The organism is Pseudomonas cremoris, assembly GCF_014230465.1.
On sequence record NZ_JAAXCY010000006.1, the window covers coordinates 415,348 to 432,821 of the forward strand.

Here is a 17,474-nt window from a genome sequence, read left to right on the forward strand (position 1 = left end):
ACTTTCCTTAGCAAGAATGGGTAGCGAACTACTGACCTTTAGGCCACGAACAATAGCAGCCCACCGCCAAGGTGTGCGTGGCATTCACTTCGCGCCCGTCTTCAAGTGCCTTGAGGATCGGCTCGATAAAGCTGTTGCTGGAATTGCACGTCAGCCCTTCGCTGTACGGCCCGAAATACGCGAGCTTGCCGGTGCGGTCCCAGATTCCCACGGCCGGGCTGGCCGGCACCTGATCGGCGCCGGGCAGGGCGGTGAGGGTTTTCATTTTGTGCAGGTTGCTGGGCAGTTGGCCGTGGCTGCCGGCTTTTTGCAGGGCGTAGAACTCGACCCCTTGGGGCGCGTAGTGCTCAATCAGCTCGCCCAAGTGTTGCTGGTTGCCGACGTTGCAGGGGCAGGCCGGGTCCCAGAAGTGCACCAGTCGGATCGGCCCTGGGCCACTGAGTTCGGCCGGCAGGCGCAAGGCATCGCCGGAGAACACCGCCGTGTGTTCGCTGAACGCCCGCAGGTAGCGGCCTTGGAACCAGTCATACGCCGCCCACAGCACGCCGGCGCAGATGACCAGGATCAGGCTGGCGAACAGGGCGGTACGGTAGGGCGGTCGCATTCAGATGTATCCTCGAAGGTCGCGTAGCTTGCCATGCTTGTCCTGACAGATGAATATCGCAGCTCGATATTCATCTTCGCCGTAGTCTGGAAGCCTTTATGCCCGTCACCTTTGACCCTGATCATCTGCGCGAAAGCTTGCGGCCTTTGGTGGATGCGCAACCGCTTTCAGTTGAGGCACGGGTCTATCAGCGTTTCTACGGGCTGGACCAGGCCGTCAGCCGCCTGGGGCGTTTCGAGGTCGACGGCTTCGAGGTTGTGGCCCAGGTGTGGTGGCCAGCTGTGCCGGTGGCGACGATGTTCATGTTCCACGGCTTCTACGACCATATGGGGCTGTATCGCCACGTAGTGCGCTGGGCGCTGGACCAGGGCTTTGTGGTGATCGCCTGCGATTTGCCGGGGCATGGGTTGTCCAGCGGCCCGCGTGCCAGCATCGATGATTTTGCGGTGTACCAGCATGTGGTGCAGGCGCTGTTCGCCCAGGCATCCACGCTGCAATTGCCTCAACCCTGGCACCTGTTCGGGCAAAGTACCGGCGGCGCGGTGGTGATCGACCATTTGCTCAACCATGGCGCCGACAGCCCGGCCCAGGGCAAGACGTTCCTGCTGTCGCCGCTGGTACGTCCGCGTTCGTGGGGCTGGTCGCAAGTCAGCTATTACCTGCTGCGGCCGTTCGTCAAAGGCATTGCGCGGCGGTTCAGCGATAACACCCATGACCCTGCGTTCAAGCCGTTCCTTGAGGCCGACCCGCTGCAGCCACGCCAATTGCCCACTGCCTGGGTGGGCGCGCTGGCGCGGTGGATCAAACGCATCGAAGCCTCACCGCAGAGCCTGCGGCGGCTGGTGATTGTGCAGGGGGAGGAAGATATGACTGTGGACTGGCAGCACAACTTGCACGTGCTGCGGGGCAAGTTCGATCAGCCTGAGGTGTTGATGTTGGCGCGGGGCAGGCATCACCTGGCCAATGAGATTCCGGAGATTCGCGAGCAGTACTTCAGTTTTCTCACGGATCATCTGAAGTAACCCAATCCAAATGTGGGAGCGGGCTTGCTCGCGAATGCAGGGTGTCAGTCAATGAATCTGTTATCTGACACGCCGCATTCGCGAGCAAGCCCGCTCCCACATTTTCTATTGCGTCAGGCTGGAAGTGCTTTGTCCGACAGCTAAACCGGCGCGGATCGCCGCCAACGCAGCCTGGTAATACGCCTTACCCTCCGGCGACTCCGCAAACGTTGCGAACTCTTCCAACTCCGGGTCAGACAAATCCCGATAGACATACAACAGAGTGTTGTTCAGGTCCTTATCAATCTGCTGCATCAACCGCTCGCGCTGGCCATTCAGCATGCCCTGCGCCTGACCGCCGCCCAACAGGCCGGGAATCATCTGGCTCAAGCTATCAGCAGCCACGCCGGCAATCGCCAGGCTCACTTCCGCCCCGGCTTCACGCGCAGGCAGCGCTTGAGCCAGGTGGCCGATGATCAGGCTGCGAGTGGCGTCGGCTTCGATCTTCGGCAGGCCTTGGGCGTTCTTCGCCAACTGGTCGCGGCGCGTGGCCAGCAGCTCGGCGGCGACAATCTTGCGGCCCAACGGCGATTGGAAAAACGCCAGGGCAGGTTTGGGGTCCGCCAGGTTCTTGCGCAACTGCGCCTCGGCACGCTGGTCCACGGCCTGGGCGGCGAAGCGTTTGTTGCTGTTGTCCACCAGCGCCTGGTACACCGCTGGCGGCAGGCTGTTGCGGTAGCGCTGTTGGGCGGCACTGAGGGCGTCATTGAAATGCGCACGTTGTTCGGCCCAGCCGGCGACCTTGTACAACTGGTCATGGCCGTCTGCCCAAGCGGGCAAAACGCAGAACATCAGCATGGAAAAAAACAAACGACGCATATGGACTCCTGTCAGTCGGCCACTATTGTCCGTGTCGGGCGTAGGATTTGTCGAGAAATCCTATCGGCTACCTGATTAAAGTGTATTCGGACGCTCGGCGGCTCTGTCGGATTCACAGGCGTATGGATACTATGCGCGCCATGCAAATACCCCTTGATCACCCGCTGTTGCAACGTATTGTCGACGACCTGGCTGAAAAAGGCTGGTCGCGGCAGGACGGCTTCCTGCCCCAGGCTCTGACCCTGGAACTGGCGGCTGAGTGCCGTAAACGTGCAGCCGAAGGTGAACTGGCCCCGGCGGCGGTAGGACGCGGCCCGGCCCAGGAGATCCGCGAGGGGATTCGTGGTGATCATATCCAGTGGCTGGAAGAGGGCGATGCAGCGGTCTGCGACACCTACATGGCGTTGATGGACAGCCTGCGCCTGGCGATGAACCGCGGCCTGTTCCTGGGCCTGGAAGATTTCGAAAGCCATTTCGCGATGTACCCGCCGGGGGCGTTTTACCTCAAGCACCTGGACCGTTTCCGCGACGACGACCGCCGCATGGTCTCGGCGGTGATCTACTTGAACGACGCCTGGCTGCCCGAACACGGCGGGCAGTTGCGCATGTACCTCAAGGACGGCGTCGAATACGACGTGGTGCCCGCCGGCGGTTGTTTGGTGGTGTTCCTGTCGGGCGAGGTTCCCCACGAAGTCATGCCCGCTACGCGCGAACGCCTGTCCCTCACCGGCTGGTTTCGCCGGCGGGGCAACGAGCCTTTTTGAGCATGGAAAAGATTCTGATCAGCCGCTGCCTGCTTGGGCACAAAGTGCGCTACGACGGCGGGGCCAGCGGGCCGTTCGATCAACTGGCGGCATGGCAGGCCGAGGGCCGTGTGGTTGCGATCTGCCCGGAGGTCGCCGGTGGGTTGCCGACGCCGCGCCCGCCCGCAGAGATTCCTGGCGGGCAGGGCGTGGATGTGTGGGAGGGGCGAGCCCAGGTGCTGACGGCCGAGGGGGAGGACTTCAGCGAAGCCTTCCTTGATGGCGCGCGGCAGGCGTTGGCGTTGGTGCAGCGCCACAACATTCGGATTGCCGTGCTCAAGGCCAATAGCCCGTCGTGTGGGAATTTGCTGACCTATGACGGGACCTTTTCTGGTGTAAAGGTCACGGGCGAAGGGGTGACGGCGGCGTTGCTCAAGCGCCATGGGGTGCAGGTGTTCAGTGAGTTGGAGCTGCCTGAGGCGGCAGCGGCCCTGGCCCATCTCCCAAGCCATACCTAGATTAAAATGTGGGAGCGGGCTTGCTCGCGAAAACGGTGGGTCAGTGACCTATTCGGTGACTAACACTCTGCATTCGCGAGCAAGCCCGCTCCCACATTTGGATTTACTGTGCCTTGGCTACCGGTGTTTCACCTTCAAGCCACTTCTGCGCCAACGCCTTCAACCGTCCATCCGCCTTCACCCGCTGCAACGCCTTGTCCAGGCTCGCCTTGAACGCCGGGTTACCCTTCTGGAACGGAATCGCCAGTTCTGGTTTCTCGTTATACGTCTCACTGAAATCGAACCGATCCTTCAGCTCAGCAGTCATAGCGATATGGTTGATGGCCACGTCGTACTTGCCGGTTTCCACCCCTGGCAGCAGGTCGGCGTCATCGGTGGTAATGAACGAGGGGCGCACGTCCATCTCTTTAGCCAGTTGTTCACCCAACTCCACTTCGAAACCGGTTAGCTTGTCGCCTTCCTTGAAGTTGAACGGCGGGGTATTGGCTTCAAGGGCGATACGCAGTTCGCCACGGTCAAACACATCATCGACCAGTTCGGCGTGAGCCAAGGGGCTCACAAGGGGAAGCAAAAGTAACAGGCCAGGCGAAAAGCGCATGGTCACTCCTAGAGAATTTTTATGTGCGAGGCGCCGTTCAGCATCGCTTTGCTATGGTGTTGAGTGCCTTGGACAGCAATTTGTCGCGAAGTTGTCATAACCCTACAGATTTCCTGGAAAAACTGGAGAAGCGAATGAAAGCCCTTTTGTCCCATGCAACGATTGCCAGCCTGCTGCTGGGCGCCTCAATGTTGGCGAACGCCGCCGACCTGCCGCGTACCCCTGCGCCTAAAGGCGCCGAAGTGTTTATCGTGTCGCCCAAAGACGGCGCAACCGTCGATAAAACCTTCACCGTCAAATTCGGCGTTAAAAACCTGGACCTGGAGCCTATCGACAAGCAAGTGCCTAACGCCGGTCACCACCACCTGTTGGTAGACCAGGACGTCACCTCGCTCAAAGCCGACGAAGCTATTCCGGCTACCGCCACGTCGATTCACTTCGGCAAGGCCCAGACTGAAACCGAATTGACCCTGACCCCAGGCAAGCACACCTTGCAACTGGTGGCGGGCGACAACGTTCACCGTCAGTTCGAACCTACTGTAGTCTCGAAAGTGATCACGGTTAACGTTAAGTAAGATTTGTTCAGATGAAAAAAGGGAGCCCCGAGGGGCTCCCTTTTTTGTGGTGCGGTTGAAACCTTAGAACAACACGCGGCTACGGATAGTGCCTTTGATGTGCTGCAGCTTCTCTTGCGCCAGGTCGGAGTACTCGGCGTCGACGTCGATGACCACGTAGCCGACCTTCTCGTTGGTCTGCAGGAACTGACCGGAGATGTTGATGCCGTTTTCTGCGAAGACCTTGTTGATCTCCATCATCACGCCAGGGATGTTCTGGTGGATGTGCAGCAGACGGTGCTTGCCAGGGTGAGCCGGCAGGGCCACTTCCGGGAAATTCACGGACGATACCGAGGTACCGTTGTCGCTGTACTTGACCAGCTTTTCCGACACTTCCAGGCCGATGTTGGCTTGGGCTTCAGCGGTGGAGCCGCCGATGTGCGGGGTCAGGATCACGTTGTCCAGGCCACGCAGCGGGCTTTCGAAGATGTCGTCGTTAGAGCGAGGCTCTACCGGGAACACGTCGATGGCAGCGCCGATCAGGTGCTTGTCCTTGATCGCGTCGGCCAGGGCGTCCAGCTCGACCACGGTGCCACGTGCAGCGTTGATCAGGATGCCGCCTTTCTTGATGGCGCGAATTTCCTTCTCGCCGATCATCCACTGGGTCTCAGCGGTTTCCGGAACGTGCAGGGTCACGATGTCGGACATGCCCAACAGTTCGGTCAGGCTGGCGACTTGGGTGGCGTTGCCCAATGGCAGTTTGGTCAGGGTGTCGTAGAAGAACACCTGCATGCCCAGGCCTTCAGCCAGTACCGACAGCTGAGTACCGATCGAGCCGTAACCGACGATACCCAGCTTCTTGCCGCGGATTTCGAAGGAGTTGGCTGCGCTCTTGATCCAGCCGCCACGGTGGCAGGAAGCGTTCTTCTCAGGAATGCCGCGCAACAGCAGGATGGCCTCGGCCAGCACCAGCTCCGCTACGGAACGGGTGTTGGAGTACGGTGCGTTGAACACCGCGATGCCGCGCTCTCGCGCTGCGTTGAGGTCGACCTGGTTGGTGCCGATGCAGAAACAGCCGACCGCCACGAGTTTCTTGGCGTGGTCGAAGATATCTTCGGTCAGCTGAGTGCGGGAGCGAATGCCGATAAAGTGCGCGTCGGCGATCTTTTCCTTGAGTTGGGCTTCCGGCAGAGAACTGGTGATGTACTCAATGCTGGTGTACCCGGCGGCTTTCAGAACGTCGACAGCCGATGGGTGGACGCCTTCCAGAAGAAGGAACTTGATCTTGCTCTTATCGAGAGAAGTCTTGCTCATCTGCGTAAACCTGTATCCCGGAGAAAAATGGCAGGGAATCGAGCAGCACAGAGCTGACCCGGACGGCAGGAAAGCCGTCACCGCAGAAACGCCCTTGGGCTCTGTCCTGCGGGGGCGGTATGCTAGCATACGCGCCCCGCTAAACACCTATTCCTGCGACGTGAAGCGTTCTCAGGATGACCATGAATTGTTCGAGAGTTCTGTCGATGACCCATCCTGCCCTGATTGATGAGCTAAAGACCCTGGTTGAGCCCGGCAAAGTGCTGACCGACGCCGACTCCCTGGAGGCTTACGGCAAGGATTGGACCAAGCACTTCGCACCCGCGCCGACCGCCATCGTCTTCCCCAAGACCATCGAGCAGGTCCAGGCGATTGTGCGTTGGGCCAATGAACACAAGGTGGCGCTGGTGCCATCGGGTGGACGTACCGGCCTGTCGGCCGCCGCTGTAGCCGCCAATGGCGAAGTGGTCGTGTCGTTCGACTATATGAACCAGATCCTCGACGTGAACCTCACCGACCGCACCGCCGTGTGCCAGCCGGGCGTGGTCACCAAGCAATTGCAGAACGTCGCCGAAGAGAAGGGCCTGTACTACCCGGTAGATTTTGCTTCGTCCGGTTCCAGCCAGATTGGCGGCAATATCGGCACCAATGCCGGCGGGATCAAGGTGATTCGCTACGGCATGACCCGTAACTGGGTGGCCGGCATGAAAGTCGTCACCGGTAAGGGCGACGTACTGGAACTGAACCGCGACCTGATCAAGAACGCCACCGGCTACGACATGCGCCAGCTATTCATCGGCGCTGAAGGCACCCTGGGCTTTGTGGTCGAAGCCACCATGCGCCTGGACCGTGCGCCGAAAAACCTCACCGCCATGGTGCTCGGTACCACCGATTTCGACTCGATCATGCCGGTATTGCACGCGTTTCAGAGCAAGCTGGACCTGACCGCCTTTGAGTTCTTCTCCGACAAGGCCCTGGCCAAGGTCCTCGGCCGTGGCGACGTACCAGCGCCGTTTGAAACCGAATGCCCGTTCTACGCCCTGCTGGAATTCGAAGCCACCACCGAAGAAGTCGCCAACCATGCCCTGGAAACCTTCGAGCATTGCGTGGAGCAGGGCTGGGTGCTGGACGGTGTGATGAGCCAGAGCGAAACCCAGCTGCATAACCTGTGGAAACTGCGCGAGTACATCTCCGAGACCATTTCCCACTGGACGCCGTACAAGAACGACATTTCGGTCACTGTCTCCAAAGTGCCAGCGTTCTTGAAAGAAATTGACGCGATCGTCGGCGAACACTATCCGGACTTCGAAATCGTCTGGTTCGGCCACATCGGCGACGGCAACCTGCACTTGAACATCCTCAAGCCGGAAAACCTGAGCAAGGACGAGTTCTTCGCCAAGTGCGCCACCGTGAACAAGTGGGTATTTGAAACCGTTGAGAAGTACAACGGTTCGATCTCCGCCGAACACGGCGTGGGCATGACCAAGCGCGACTACCTGACCTACAGCCGCTCGCCGGTTGAAATCGAATACATGAAGGCAGTCAAAGCGGTGTTCGACCCGAACGGGATCATGAACCCTGGCAAGATCTTCGCTGTTTAATCGCCCCTGAAGGAGTCGTTCCATGAGCTACCAGCACAAGTATGTCGACGGCACCAACATCCACTTTCCGGTCGGGAAAGTGGTGTGTATCGGGCGTAACTACGCCGAACATGCCAAGGAACTGGACAACCCGGTGCCGACTGAACCGTTACTGTTCATCAAGCCGGGCAGCTGCGTGGTAGCGTTGGAAGGTGGTTTCGCCATCCCGACCGAGCGCGGTTCGGTGCACTACGAAGCGGAAATTGCGGTGTTGATCGGCAAGCCGCTGTCGACCAAGCCAAGCCGTGAAGAAGTGCTGGACGCCATCTCCGGCTTCGCTCCGGCCCTGGACCTGACTCTGCGCGACAAGCAGGCCGAGCTGAAAGCCAAGGGCCTGCCGTGGGAAATCGCCAAGTCCTTCGACGGCGCTGCGGTGATCGCACCGTTCGTCGTGGGCAGCACCTTCCCGGACCTTACCGACATCGGCATCCGCCTGACCATCAATGGCGAAGTGCGCCAGGACGGCAACAGCTCGCAGATGCTCAACCCGATCATCCCGATGATCCAGCACATGGCCGGCTGCTTCTCGCTGCAGGCCGGTGATGTGATCCTCACCGGTACGCCGGCTGGCGTGGGCCCACTGAATGTGGGGGATGAGTTGGTGTTGGAGTTGGCGGGTGTGAATAGCTTTGAGAGCGTTGTTCGCTAAGCACTGACTAAACGCGGTCAAAAATGTGGGAGCGGGCTTGCTCGCGAAGGCGGTGTGTCAGTCGAAGATTTTTCAACTGAACCACCGCCTTCGCGAGCAAGCCCGCTCCCACATTGGTTTGTGTGTGTCCAAAAGATCCAGTCCTTTGCATTTTTTTCACACACCATCCGGATAATTCCCAGCCTTATTGCGCGCGGGCCTCTTGATCCTGTGCTATCACCTAACGCTGACTTCCCGGAAAAAAGCCCCCAATGGCCGTCACTCTGCCTACCGTCACCCCCAAGCCGCGTTCCCGCTTTGCCCTGCGCTGGTATTCCTGGCTGCTGCTGGTCGGCGTGATTGCCTATGGCGTTTCGTGGGCCATGCATTGGGATGATCGCGGCTTGCTGTGGGTCGCCGAGCGCTTCGAAAGCCCCGCCGAGCGCCAGGAAAGTGTATGGCTGCCCGACTACCAGGCAGTCATCGACGCCAAGGTGTTGCCGGGGATGGAGAAGGATGAAGCCTCCGACGTCTCCTACAACCCCCAGACCAAAACCCTGTTTTCCGTGATGGGCAAAAACCCGTTCCTGGTCGAGTTGAGCCTGCAAGGCGACGTGCTGCGCAAGATGCCGCTGAACGGTTGGGACAACCCAGAAGGCGTGACGGTCATGGAAAACGGCCTGATGGCTGTGGTCGACGAACGCCAGCACCTGATGACCATCATCAAGGTCGACGCCAGCACTGCCCAACTGAACAAGGCTGATTTCCCCAGTTACGACCTGGGGCCATCCAAGAACCAGAACAAAGCCTTTGAAGGCGTTACCTGGGACAAGCGCAACCAGCAGATCATCCTGGGCGAAGAGCGCCCACCGGCGTTGTTCACCTGGAAAAGCGATGGCAGCCAGACACTCGTTGGCGACAAGCAAAAGCTGACCAGCACCGAGCTGGATATGCGTAACCTATCTGCCCTGGCGATCGACCCGCGTACCGGTCACTTGCTGGTGCTTTCTGCCGACTCCCACCTGCTGCTGGAGTTGGATGAAAAGGGCGAGCAAGTCAGCTTCATGACCTTGCTTGGTGGTTTCAATGGCCTCAAGAACACGATTCCCCGCGCCGAAGGCGTGACCATGGACGAAAACGGCACGCTGTACATGGTCAGTGAGCCGAACCTGTTCTATCGCTTCGAAAAGCAGAAATAACGCACCGGTTACGTCGGATAGTTCTCAAAGAACGGCATTCGCCAGACATCCGGGCGCGTTTAAGTTTAAATTCAGACGGGCGTGATATTCCTTCGCCACTTTTTGCTCTTGAGCCCGTCCGATGCGTCGATTTTCCCGCCCCAAACCCATCCTGATTATGCTTGCGCTGATCGCCCTGATCAGTGCCGGGGCCGTTGCGCAGCACTTTCGCCTGTTCGAGCGCGCCTGGTTCAACTTTCAGGCGTGGCGCCAGCCGACCGATGAGCGTTCCATTGGCCTGGGCGAATACCGTGTAGCCCTGGAAGCCAAGGTGATCGATGGATTGAACGACGACGTCTCGGCTCTTACCTACGACCCTGTGCGCAAAAGCCTGTTTACCGTCACCAATAAAAACCCCGAGCTGATCGAATTGTCCTTGGAAGGCGATATCCTGCGGCGTATTCCGTTGGTGGGGTTTGGCGATGCGGAGGCCGTCGAGTTCATCAGCGACAACATCTATGTGATCAGTGATGAGCGTCAGCAGCGGCTGATCAAGGTGCATGTGGACGACGACACCCAGTTCCTCGACGCCGCCGATGCAGAGCAAATGACACTGGGCCTGCATGTCGGCGGCAACAAAGGCTTTGAGGGCCTGGCTTACGATTCGGTGGGCAAGCGCCTGTTCGTAGCCAAGGAGCGCGACCCGATGCTGATCTACGAGGTCCACGGGTTTCCCCATTTCAAGCCGGAAAAAACCTATTCGGTGCACGTGATCAACAATCCCAAGCGCGACGCCGGGTTGTTTGTGCGTGACCTGTCGAGCCTGCAATACGATGAGCGCAGCGGCCATTTACTGGCGCTGTCGGATGAGTCGTTTCTGGTGTTGGAGCTGGATATCGACGGTCGTCCGTTGAGCAGTTTGTCGCTGCTCAGTGGGCGTCATGGCTTGAAGAAGCGGGTGCCTCAGGCGGAAGGGATCGCGATGGATGATGACGGTAACTTGTACCTGACCAGCGAGCCGAACCTGTTCTACGTGTTCAAGAAACCTGAAACGACGCAAAATTAATGTGGGAGCGGGCTTGCTCGCGAATGCGGTGTGTCAGTCAAAGCATTTCCAGCTGAACCACCGCATTCGCGAGCAAGCCCGCTCCCACCAAAGCCCACTCCAACTTTAGGCGTGCATTAGGCCTTGAGGGTTTTTACGCCTTCCGAGGTGCCCAGCAGCAGTACATCCGCCGGACGTGCCGCAAACAAACCGTTAGTCACCACGCCCACGATGGCATTGATCTGCGTCTCAAGCTCCACCGGGTTGGTGATCTGCATGTTGAACACATCCAGGATGATGTTGCCGTTGTCGGTCAACACACCTTCACGGTAAACCGGGTCGCCGCCCAGTTTCACCAACTCGCGGGCCACGTGGCTGCGGGCCATCGGGATCACTTCCACCGGCAGTGGGAACGCGCCGAGTACCGGCACCAGCTTGCTGGCGTCGGCAATGCAGATGAAGGTCTTGGCCACGGCTGCGACGATCTTCTCGCGGGTCAGGGCTGCGCCGCCGCCTTTGATCAGGTTCAGGTGCTCGTCGCTTTCATCGGCGCCGTCAATGTAGAACTCCAGGTCGCTCACGGTATTGAGCTCGTACACCGGAATGCCATGGCCTTTAAGGCGCGCGGCGGTGGCTTCGGAGCTGGCCACGGCGCCGTCAAACGCGCCCTTGTGCTGGGCCAGCGCATCGATAAAGCAGTTGGCGGTGGAGCCGGTGCCGACACCGACGATGCTCTTGTCGTCGAGTTTTGGAAGGATTAAATCGACGGCGGCTTGGGCCACTGCCTGTTTGAGTTGATCCTGGGTCATGCGGGCTCCGGAACGGGCGGGGAGTTATCGAGGGGCGCGAGTATAACCCAACAAAACCTCTGGATTCGTGTGGTCGCCCGGCCAAAAGCCGGGTTAGACTCCTTGGCCCTGCCAAACCGTGAAAGTAGATGCCCGCCGATGCTTGAACAGTACGTCAAAAAGATCCTCACCTCGCGCGTCTACGACGTTGCCGTAGAAACCCCGCTGCAGACCGCCCGCCAGCTCTCCGAGCGGCTGGGCAACAAGGTCTGGCTCAAGCGTGAAGACTTGCAGCCGGTGTTCTCGTTCAAGATTCGCGGCGCCTACAACAAGCTGACCCAGCTGACTGCCGAAGAGCGTGCGCGCGGCGTGGTCACGGCCTCGGCGGGTAACCATGCGCAGGGCCTGGCCCTGGCGGCCAAGGTGTTGGGCGTAAAAGCCACCATCGTGATGCCCAAGACCACCCCCGAGATCAAGGTCGAAGGCGTGCGTTCCCGTGGCGGCAAAGTCGTGCTGCACGGTGATTCCTTCCCGGAGGCCTTGGCCTACTCGCTCAAGCTGGTCGACGAAAAGGGCTACGTCTACATTCACCCCTACGATGATCCGCACACCATTGCCGGGCAGGGCACCGTGGCGATGGAAATCCTGCGCCAGCACCCGGGGCCGTTGGATGCGATTTTCGTACCGGTGGGCGGCGGCGGGCTGATCGCCGGTATTGCGGCCTACGTGAAGTACCTGCGCCCGGAGATCAAAATCATCGGCGTTGAGCCGGACGACTCCAACTGCCTGCAAGCTGCGATGGCGGCGGGTGAGCGCGTGGTATTGCCAACCGTCGGCATTTTTGCCGATGGCGTGGCGGTGGCGCAGATCGGCCAGCACACCTTTGATATCTGCAAAGACTATGTCGATGAAGTGATCACCGTGAGCACCGATGAAATCTGTGCGGCGATCAAGGACATCTACGACGACACCCGCTCCATCACCGAACCTGCGGGCGCGCTGGGCGTGGCGGGTATCAAGAAATACGTGGAAACCCGTGGCGTGACCGGGCAAACCCTAGTGGCCATCGACTCCGGCGCCAACGTCAACTTCGACCGCCTGCGCCACGTGGCCGAGCGCGCCGAGTTGGGTGAGGGGCGCGAGGCCATCATCGCCGTGACCATCCCCGAGAAACCGGGCAGCTTCAAGGCGTTCTGCGAGGCCGTGGGCAAGCGCCAGATCACCGAATTCAACTACCGCTTCCACTCCGGCAGCGAGGCGCACATTTTTGTCGGCGTGCAGACTCACCCGGAAAACGACCCGCGCAGCGCACTGATCGCCAGCCTTACCGGCCAGGGCTTCCCGGTGCTGGACCTGACCGAGAACGAACTGGCCAAGCTGCACATCCGCCACATGGTTGGCGGGCATGCGGCGCACGTCAGCAATGAAGTGGTGTTTCGCTTCGAATTCCCGGAGCGTCCAGGCGCGTTGTTCAACTTCCTGCACAAGTTGGGCGGGCGCTGGAATATCTCGATGTTCCACTACCGCAACCACGGCGCGGCGGATGGCCGCGTGGTTGCCGGCCTGCAAGTGCCGGCAAACGAGCGCCACCTGGTGCCGGCTGCCCTGGAGGCCATTGGCTACCCGTATTGGGATGAAAGCGATAACCCGGCCTACAAGCTGTTCCTCGGTTGAACGACTACGCTGATGGGGCGGCCTTTAAGGAAGACGACACATGGAAACCCTGACCACCCTGAAAGTTATCCACATCGCGGCCACTGTCTTGCTGCTGCTCAGCGGCCTGGGCCTGGCAATACTCGCCTGGCGCAAGCGCAGCGCCGGTCCAGCGTTGACGGTGCAGCGTCCGTGGGCGTTCGTATGGTTGTTGATGGGGGTTTGCGTGGTCAGCATGCCGTTTACCGGCTGGTGGCTGGTGCACCTGATTGGCTGGCCATTGGGGCAGACCTGGATCCTGGGCTCCAGCATCCTCTATACCGTGGCGGCGCTGGCGTGGTTCTGGCTGGTGGCGCGGCTTAATCGCCTACGCAGGGGCGAGGGCGGTAGCTTGAATTTCACCCTGGTGCTGGCGGTGGTCAGCCTGGTGGGGTTTGTGGCGATTGCGGGGCTTATGGGCGCCAAGCCGGTTTAGGGCGTTAGACCGAGTCGCTTTCATTCGCGAGCAAGCCCGCTCCCACACTTGACCGAGTTCCAGCATGAGAATGCGGTCGAATGTGGGAGCGGGCTTGCTCGCGAAGAGGCCATCAGCTACGCAAAGTAATCACCGGCCATCCGCGCTTTTCAGCCTCAGCCCGCAAATTCGGGTCCGGATCCACCGCTACCGCGTGGGTCACCTGCTCCAACAACGGCAAGTCATTCATTGAGTCGCTATAGAAGTAGCTGTCTTCCAGGCTGTATCCCGTTTCTTCCAACCACCGGTTCAAGCGCGTCACCTTGCCTTCACGGAAGCACGGCACGTCAGTGCTGCGCCCGGTATAGCGGCCGTTTTGCATCTCGCATTCAGTGGCGATCAGGGTTTCCACGCCCAGGCGCGCGGCGATCGGCGCGGTAACGAAACGGTTGGTGGCAGTGATGATCACCAGCTTGTCGCCGGCGGCGCGGTGTTTGGCCAGCAGTTCCTCAGCCAGGGGCAGCATCAGCGGGTCGATGCAGTCGCGCATGAAGTCACGGTGCCACTCCTCCAACTGGGCCATCTCGGTGCGGCCGAGGATTTCCAGGGAAAAGTTCAGGTAGGCGGCGTTGTCGAGTTTGCCGGCCAGGTAATCCTGGTAAAACTCGTCGTTGCGGGCCTTGTAGGCCACGGGGTCGAGAATCCCACGTTCACAGAGGTAATCGCCCCAAGCGTGATCGCTATCACCGCCGAGGAGGGTGTTGTCCAAGTCGAATAAAGCCAGGCGCATTGCAGTTACTCGCTGAAAAGTCTGTAAAAAGGCGTCCAGAATACGGTCTTTTCACAAGAGTGCACATAAGGTAAGAAGCCTCGTTGCCGCTTGATCAACCTTTGTGGAACAATGCGGCGACATGCGTTTGCGAGGTTGTTGCCGTGATCGACCCCGATGGTTTCCGTCCTAATGTCGGGATTATTCTTACGAATGATGCCGGACAGGTGCTATGGGCTCGCCGAATCAACCAAGATGCCTGGCAGTTTCCTCAAGGCGGAATCAACCCCGATGAAACCCCTGAAGACGCCTTGTACCGTGAGTTGAACGAAGAAGTCGGCCTTGAGCGCGAAGATGTGCAAATTCTGGCCTGTACCCGTGGCTGGTTGCGCTATCGTTTGCCGCAACGCCTGGTGCGTACCCACAGCCAACCGCTGTGTATCGGCCAGAAGCAAAAATGGTTTCTCCTGCGCCTGATCTCGAACGAGCAGCGGGTGCGGATGGATTTGACCGGTAAACCGGAGTTCGATGGCTGGCGTTGGGTCAGCTATTGGTACCCGTTGGGCCAGGTGGTGACATTCAAGCGCGAAGTTTATCGTCGCGCTCTTAAAGAGCTTGCCCCGCGCCTTTTAGTGCGCGACTGACGACGGAGTTCGACCCCGAGCCATGCTCAATACGCTGCGCAAGATCGTCCAGGAAGTTAACTCCGCCAAGGATCTCAAGGCGGCGTTGGGGATTATTGTGTTGCGCGTCAAGGAAGCCATGGGCAGCCAGGTCTGCTCGGTTTACCTGCTGGATCCCGAGACCAACCGTTTTGTGCTGATGGCCACCGAGGGCTTGAACAAGCGTTCCATCGGCAAGGTCAGCATGGCGCCCAATGAAGGTCTGGTGGGCCTGGTGGGGACGCGTGAAGAACCCCTGAACCTTGAAAACGCGGCCGATCACCCGCGTTATCGCTACTTTGCCGAAACCGGCGAAGAGCGTTACGCCTCGTTCCTTGGCGCACCGATCATTCACCACCGCCGCGTCGTCGGCGTGTTGGTTATCCAGCAAAAAGAGCGCCGCCAGTTCGACGAAGGTGAAGAAGCCTTCCTCGTGACCATGAGCGCGCAACTCGCTGGGGTTATCGCTCACGCCGAAGCCACTGGCTCGATTCGCGGCCTGGGGCGTCAGGGCAAGGGCATCCAGGAAGCCAAGTTCGTCGGCGTGCCGGGTTCGCCGGGTGCGGCGGTCGGTACTGCGGTGGTCATGCTGCCGCCGGCCGACCTCGATGTGGTGCCGGACAAGACCGTCGACGATATCGACGCTGAAATCAAACTGTTCAAGACAGCCCTGGAAGGCGTGCGCGCCGACATGCGCAACCTGTCGAACAAGCTGGCCACCCAGTTGCGCCCCGAAGAGCGCGCGCTGTTCGACGTGTACCAGATGATGCTCGACGACGCGTCCCTCGGGAACGAAGTCAAGACCGTGATCAAGACCGGCCAGTGGGCCCAGGGCGCGCTGCGCCAGGTGGTGACCGATCACGTCAACCGTTTCGAAATGATGGACGACGACTACCTGCGCGAGCGGGCCTCGGATGTGCGCGACCTGGGTCGCCGTCTGCTGGCCAAGCTGCAGGAAGATCGCACCACCAACCTGGTCTACCCCGACAACACCATCCTGATCAGTGAGGAACTGACCGCCACCATGCTCGGCGAAGTGCCAGAGGGCAAACTGGTGGGCCTGGTCTCGGTACTCGGTTCGGGCAACTCTCACGTCGCGATCCTGGCCCGAGCCATGGGCATCCCGACGGTGATGGGCCTGGTGGACCTGCCGTATGCCAAGGTCGATGGCATCGACATGATCGTCGATGGTCATCGCGGTGAAGTGTTCACCAACCCCAGCGACGTGCTGCGCAAGCAATACGCCGAAGTGGTTGAAGAAGAGAAGCAACTGGCGCTGGGCCTCGACTCATTGCGCGAGCTGCCGTGCGTGACCACCGACGGCCACCGCGTGCCGCTGTTGGTCAACACCGGCCTGCTGGCGGATGTGGCCCGTGCGCAACAGCGTGGCGCCGAGGGCGTGGGGCTGTACCGCACCGAAGTGCCGTTCATGATCAACCAGCGTTTCCCGAGTGAGAAGGAGCAGCTGGCGATTTATCGCGAGCAACTGCAGGCCTTCCACCCGTTGCCGGTGACTATGCGCAGCCTGGACATCGGCGGCGACAAGTCACTGTCGTATTTTCCGATCAAGGAAGACAACCCGTTCCTGGGTTGGCGCGGTATTCGTGTCACGCTCGACCACCCTGAAATTTTCCTCGTACAAACCCGCGCCATGCTCAAGGCCAGCGAAGGCCTGAACAACCTGCGCATCCTGCTGCCGATGATCTCCGGCACCCATGAGCTGGAAGAGGCGCTGCACCTGATTCACCGCGCCTGGGGCGAAGTGCGCGACGAAGGCGCCGACGTACCGATGCCGCCGATCGGCGTGATGATCGAAATTCCGGCGGCGGTGTACCAGGCCAAAGAGCTGGCGCGGCAGGTGGACTTCCTGTCCGTGGGCTCCAACGACCTGACCCAGTACCTGCTGGCCGTGGACCGCAACAACCCACGGGTGGCCGACCTCTACGACTACCTGCACCCGGCGGTGCTGCAAGCCCTGCAACATGTGGTGCGCGACGCCCATGCCGAAGGCAAGCCGGTGAGCATCTGCGGTGAAATGGCCGGTGACCCGGCGGCGGCCGTGCTGTTGATGGCGATGGGTTTTGACAGCCTGTCGATGAACGCCACCAACTTGCCGAAGGTAAAGTGGATGCTGCGCCAGGTCGACCTGGGCATGGCCAAGGATCTGCTGGCGGAGTTGATGACCATCGACAACCCGCAAGTTATCCACAGCTCGTTGCAGTTGGCGCTGAAGAACCTGGGGCTGACGCGGATGATCAACCCGGCCTCGGCGAAGACTTTATAGTCGACACCGATCAAAATGTGGGAGCGGGCTTGCTCGCGAATGCGGTGGAGCAGCCAATACATATGCAAGCTGACCCACCGCATTCGCGAGCAAGCCCGCTCTCACATTGGTTTGCGGTGATGCTAGAAGTTGAGTTCGACTTCGCCCAGCCCCCCACCCTGC

The 17,474-nt window shown here is 60.0% G+C and carries 18 protein-coding genes; 12 read left to right on the forward strand and 6 right to left on the reverse strand.

Annotated elements, in window-relative coordinates; all coding sequences use genetic code 11:
• Positions 1–28 precede the first annotated feature (28 nt).
• Positions 29–604 carry a DUF6436 domain-containing protein gene (locus tag HF257_RS17945; RefSeq protein WP_185709761.1) on the reverse strand — a complete coding sequence of 192 codons (576 nt, stop codon included), beginning with the start codon at positions 602–604 and terminating at the stop codon, positions 29–31.
• 98 nt (positions 605–702) lie between these two features.
• On the opposite strand from HF257_RS17945, the gene HF257_RS17950 reads away from it, so the two are divergent.
• The gene (locus tag HF257_RS17950; protein WP_185709760.1) at positions 703–1,626 is read left to right on the forward strand and encodes a phospholipase BipL; all 924 of its coding nucleotides are present in this window, start codon (positions 703–705) and stop codon (positions 1,624–1,626) included.
• 105 nt (positions 1,627–1,731) lie between these two features.
• Here HF257_RS17950 and HF257_RS17955 read toward each other — a convergent pair whose 3' ends face one another.
• On the reverse strand, positions 1,732–2,484 hold the full coding sequence (locus HF257_RS17955) for a DUF2059 domain-containing protein (RefSeq protein WP_185709759.1): 753 nt from the start codon (positions 2,482–2,484) through the stop codon (positions 1,732–1,734).
• Positions 2,485–2,615: 131 nt separating this feature from the next.
• On the opposite strand from HF257_RS17955, the gene HF257_RS17960 reads away from it, so the two are divergent.
• Both HF257_RS17960 and HF257_RS17965 read left to right on the forward strand, forming a co-directional pair.
• Positions 2,616–3,248 (forward strand): 2OG-Fe(II) oxygenase, encoded by a 633-nt coding sequence (locus HF257_RS17960; RefSeq protein ID WP_185709828.1) that lies wholly within the window; start codon positions 2,616–2,618, stop codon positions 3,246–3,248.
• A gap of 2 nt (positions 3,249–3,250) precedes the next feature.
• On the forward strand, positions 3,251–3,745 hold the full coding sequence (locus HF257_RS17965) for a DUF523 domain-containing protein (protein WP_185709758.1): 495 nt from the start codon (positions 3,251–3,253) through the stop codon (positions 3,743–3,745).
• A gap of 103 nt (positions 3,746–3,848) precedes the next feature.
• Here HF257_RS17965 and HF257_RS17970 read toward each other — a convergent pair whose 3' ends face one another.
• Entirely contained in the window at positions 3,849–4,343 is a 495-nt protein-coding gene (locus HF257_RS17970; protein WP_185709757.1) for a transporter substrate-binding domain-containing protein, read from the reverse strand.
• A gap of 134 nt (positions 4,344–4,477) precedes the next feature.
• Between HF257_RS17970 and HF257_RS17975 the strand changes: the two genes are divergently transcribed.
• Entirely contained in the window at positions 4,478–4,918 is a 441-nt protein-coding gene (locus HF257_RS17975; RefSeq protein ID WP_185709756.1) for a DUF4399 domain-containing protein, read from the forward strand.
• A gap of 63 nt (positions 4,919–4,981) precedes the next feature.
• On the opposite strand, the gene serA is transcribed toward HF257_RS17975, so the two are convergent.
• Positions 4,982–6,211: a phosphoglycerate dehydrogenase gene (serA, locus tag HF257_RS17980; RefSeq protein ID WP_185709755.1), complete on the reverse strand. Its 1,230-nt coding sequence runs from the start codon at positions 6,209–6,211 to the stop codon at positions 4,982–4,984.
• A gap of 206 nt (positions 6,212–6,417) precedes the next feature.
• Between serA and HF257_RS17985 the strand changes: the two genes are divergently transcribed.
• The 4 genes from HF257_RS17985 (at position 6,418) to HF257_RS18000 (ending at position 10,723) form a co-directional block, all read left to right on the forward strand.
• Positions 6,418–7,812, forward strand: a complete 1,395-nt coding sequence (locus HF257_RS17985) for an FAD-binding oxidoreductase (RefSeq protein ID WP_185709754.1) — start codon at positions 6,418–6,420, stop codon at positions 7,810–7,812.
• 22 nt (positions 7,813–7,834) lie between these two features.
• Positions 7,835–8,500, forward strand: a complete 666-nt coding sequence (locus HF257_RS17990) for a fumarylacetoacetate hydrolase family protein (protein WP_185709753.1) — start codon at positions 7,835–7,837, stop codon at positions 8,498–8,500.
• Positions 8,501–8,751: 251 nt separating this feature from the next.
• A complete protein-coding gene (locus HF257_RS17995) occupies positions 8,752–9,678 on the forward strand; it encodes an SdiA-regulated domain-containing protein (protein WP_185709752.1) in 927 nt (308 codons plus the stop codon).
• A 121-nt stretch (positions 9,679–9,799) separates the two neighbouring features.
• Entirely contained in the window at positions 9,800–10,723 is a 924-nt protein-coding gene (locus tag HF257_RS18000; protein WP_185709751.1) for an SdiA-regulated domain-containing protein, read from the forward strand.
• A gap of 116 nt (positions 10,724–10,839) precedes the next feature.
• Here the strand turns inward: HF257_RS18000 and rpiA are convergent, their stop codons facing one another.
• Complete coding sequence (gene rpiA / locus HF257_RS18005) at positions 10,840–11,511, reverse strand: ribose-5-phosphate isomerase RpiA (protein ID WP_185709750.1); 672 nt, start codon at positions 11,509–11,511, stop codon at positions 10,840–10,842.
• 138 nt (positions 11,512–11,649) lie between these two features.
• On the opposite strand from rpiA, the gene ilvA reads away from it, so the two are divergent.
• Complete coding sequence (gene ilvA, locus HF257_RS18010; protein ID WP_185709749.1) at positions 11,650–13,164, forward strand: threonine ammonia-lyase, biosynthetic; 1,515 nt, start codon at positions 11,650–11,652, stop codon at positions 13,162–13,164.
• A 40-nt stretch (positions 13,165–13,204) separates the two neighbouring features.
• Positions 13,205–13,618, forward strand: coding sequence for a DUF2269 family protein (locus HF257_RS18015; protein ID WP_185709748.1), 414 nt, complete (start codon positions 13,205–13,207; stop codon positions 13,616–13,618).
• A gap of 112 nt (positions 13,619–13,730) precedes the next feature.
• Here HF257_RS18015 and HF257_RS18020 read toward each other — a convergent pair whose 3' ends face one another.
• The gene (locus HF257_RS18020) at positions 13,731–14,387 is read right to left on the reverse strand and encodes a histidinol-phosphatase (protein ID WP_185709747.1); all 657 of its coding nucleotides are present in this window, start codon (positions 14,385–14,387) and stop codon (positions 13,731–13,733) included.
• Positions 14,388–14,530: 143 nt separating this feature from the next.
• On the opposite strand from HF257_RS18020, the gene HF257_RS18025 reads away from it, so the two are divergent.
• Positions 14,531–15,010: an RNA pyrophosphohydrolase gene (locus HF257_RS18025; RefSeq protein ID WP_011064073.1), complete on the forward strand. Its 480-nt coding sequence runs from the start codon at positions 14,531–14,533 to the stop codon at positions 15,008–15,010.
• Positions 15,011–15,032: 22 nt separating this feature from the next.
• A complete protein-coding gene (gene ptsP / locus HF257_RS18030) occupies positions 15,033–17,312 on the forward strand; it encodes a phosphoenolpyruvate--protein phosphotransferase (RefSeq protein ID WP_185709746.1) in 2,280 nt (759 codons plus the stop codon).
• Positions 17,313–17,474: the final 162 nt, after the last annotated feature.

What these genes read in the sequence shown, in the direction of transcription:
- HF257_RS18015 (WP_185709748.1), top strand. Translation starts at nt 13,205, where the DNA reads ATGGAAACCCTGACCACCCTGAAAGTTATCCACATCGCGGCCACTGTC.
- ilvA (WP_185709749.1), top strand. Translation starts at nt 11,650, where the DNA reads ATGCTTGAACAGTACGTCAAAAAGATCCTCACCTCGCGCGTCTACGAC.
- HF257_RS17955 (WP_185709759.1), bottom strand. Translation starts at nt 2,484, where the DNA reads ATGCGTCGTTTGTTTTTTTCCATGCTGATGTTCTGCGTTTTGCCCGCT.
- HF257_RS17950 (WP_185709760.1), top strand. Translation starts at nt 703, where the DNA reads ATGCCCGTCACCTTTGACCCTGATCATCTGCGCGAAAGCTTGCGGCCT.
- HF257_RS17945 (WP_185709761.1), bottom strand. Translation starts at nt 604, where the DNA reads ATGCGACCGCCCTACCGTACCGCCCTGTTCGCCAGCCTGATCCTGGTC.
- ptsP (WP_185709746.1), top strand. Translation starts at nt 15,033, where the DNA reads ATGCTCAATACGCTGCGCAAGATCGTCCAGGAAGTTAACTCCGCCAAG.
- HF257_RS17970 (WP_185709757.1), bottom strand. Translation starts at nt 4,343, where the DNA reads ATGCGCTTTTCGCCTGGCCTGTTACTTTTGCTTCCCCTTGTGAGCCCC.
- serA (WP_185709755.1), bottom strand. Translation starts at nt 6,211, where the DNA reads ATGAGCAAGACTTCTCTCGATAAGAGCAAGATCAAGTTCCTTCTTCTG.
- HF257_RS17990 (WP_185709753.1), top strand. Translation starts at nt 7,835, where the DNA reads ATGAGCTACCAGCACAAGTATGTCGACGGCACCAACATCCACTTTCCG.
- HF257_RS18020 (WP_185709747.1), bottom strand. Translation starts at nt 14,387, where the DNA reads ATGCGCCTGGCTTTATTCGACTTGGACAACACCCTCCTCGGCGGTGAT.
- HF257_RS17975 (WP_185709756.1), top strand. Translation starts at nt 4,478, where the DNA reads ATGAAAGCCCTTTTGTCCCATGCAACGATTGCCAGCCTGCTGCTGGGC.
- HF257_RS17985 (WP_185709754.1), top strand. Translation starts at nt 6,418, where the DNA reads ATGACCCATCCTGCCCTGATTGATGAGCTAAAGACCCTGGTTGAGCCC.
- rpiA (WP_185709750.1), bottom strand. Translation starts at nt 11,511, where the DNA reads ATGACCCAGGATCAACTCAAACAGGCAGTGGCCCAAGCCGCCGTCGAT.
- HF257_RS17965 (WP_185709758.1), top strand. Translation starts at nt 3,251, where the DNA reads ATGGAAAAGATTCTGATCAGCCGCTGCCTGCTTGGGCACAAAGTGCGC.
- HF257_RS17960 (WP_185709828.1), top strand. Translation starts at nt 2,616, where the DNA reads ATGCGCGCCATGCAAATACCCCTTGATCACCCGCTGTTGCAACGTATT.
- HF257_RS17995 (WP_185709752.1), top strand. Translation starts at nt 8,752, where the DNA reads ATGGCCGTCACTCTGCCTACCGTCACCCCCAAGCCGCGTTCCCGCTTT.
- HF257_RS18000 (WP_185709751.1), top strand. Translation starts at nt 9,800, where the DNA reads ATGCGTCGATTTTCCCGCCCCAAACCCATCCTGATTATGCTTGCGCTG.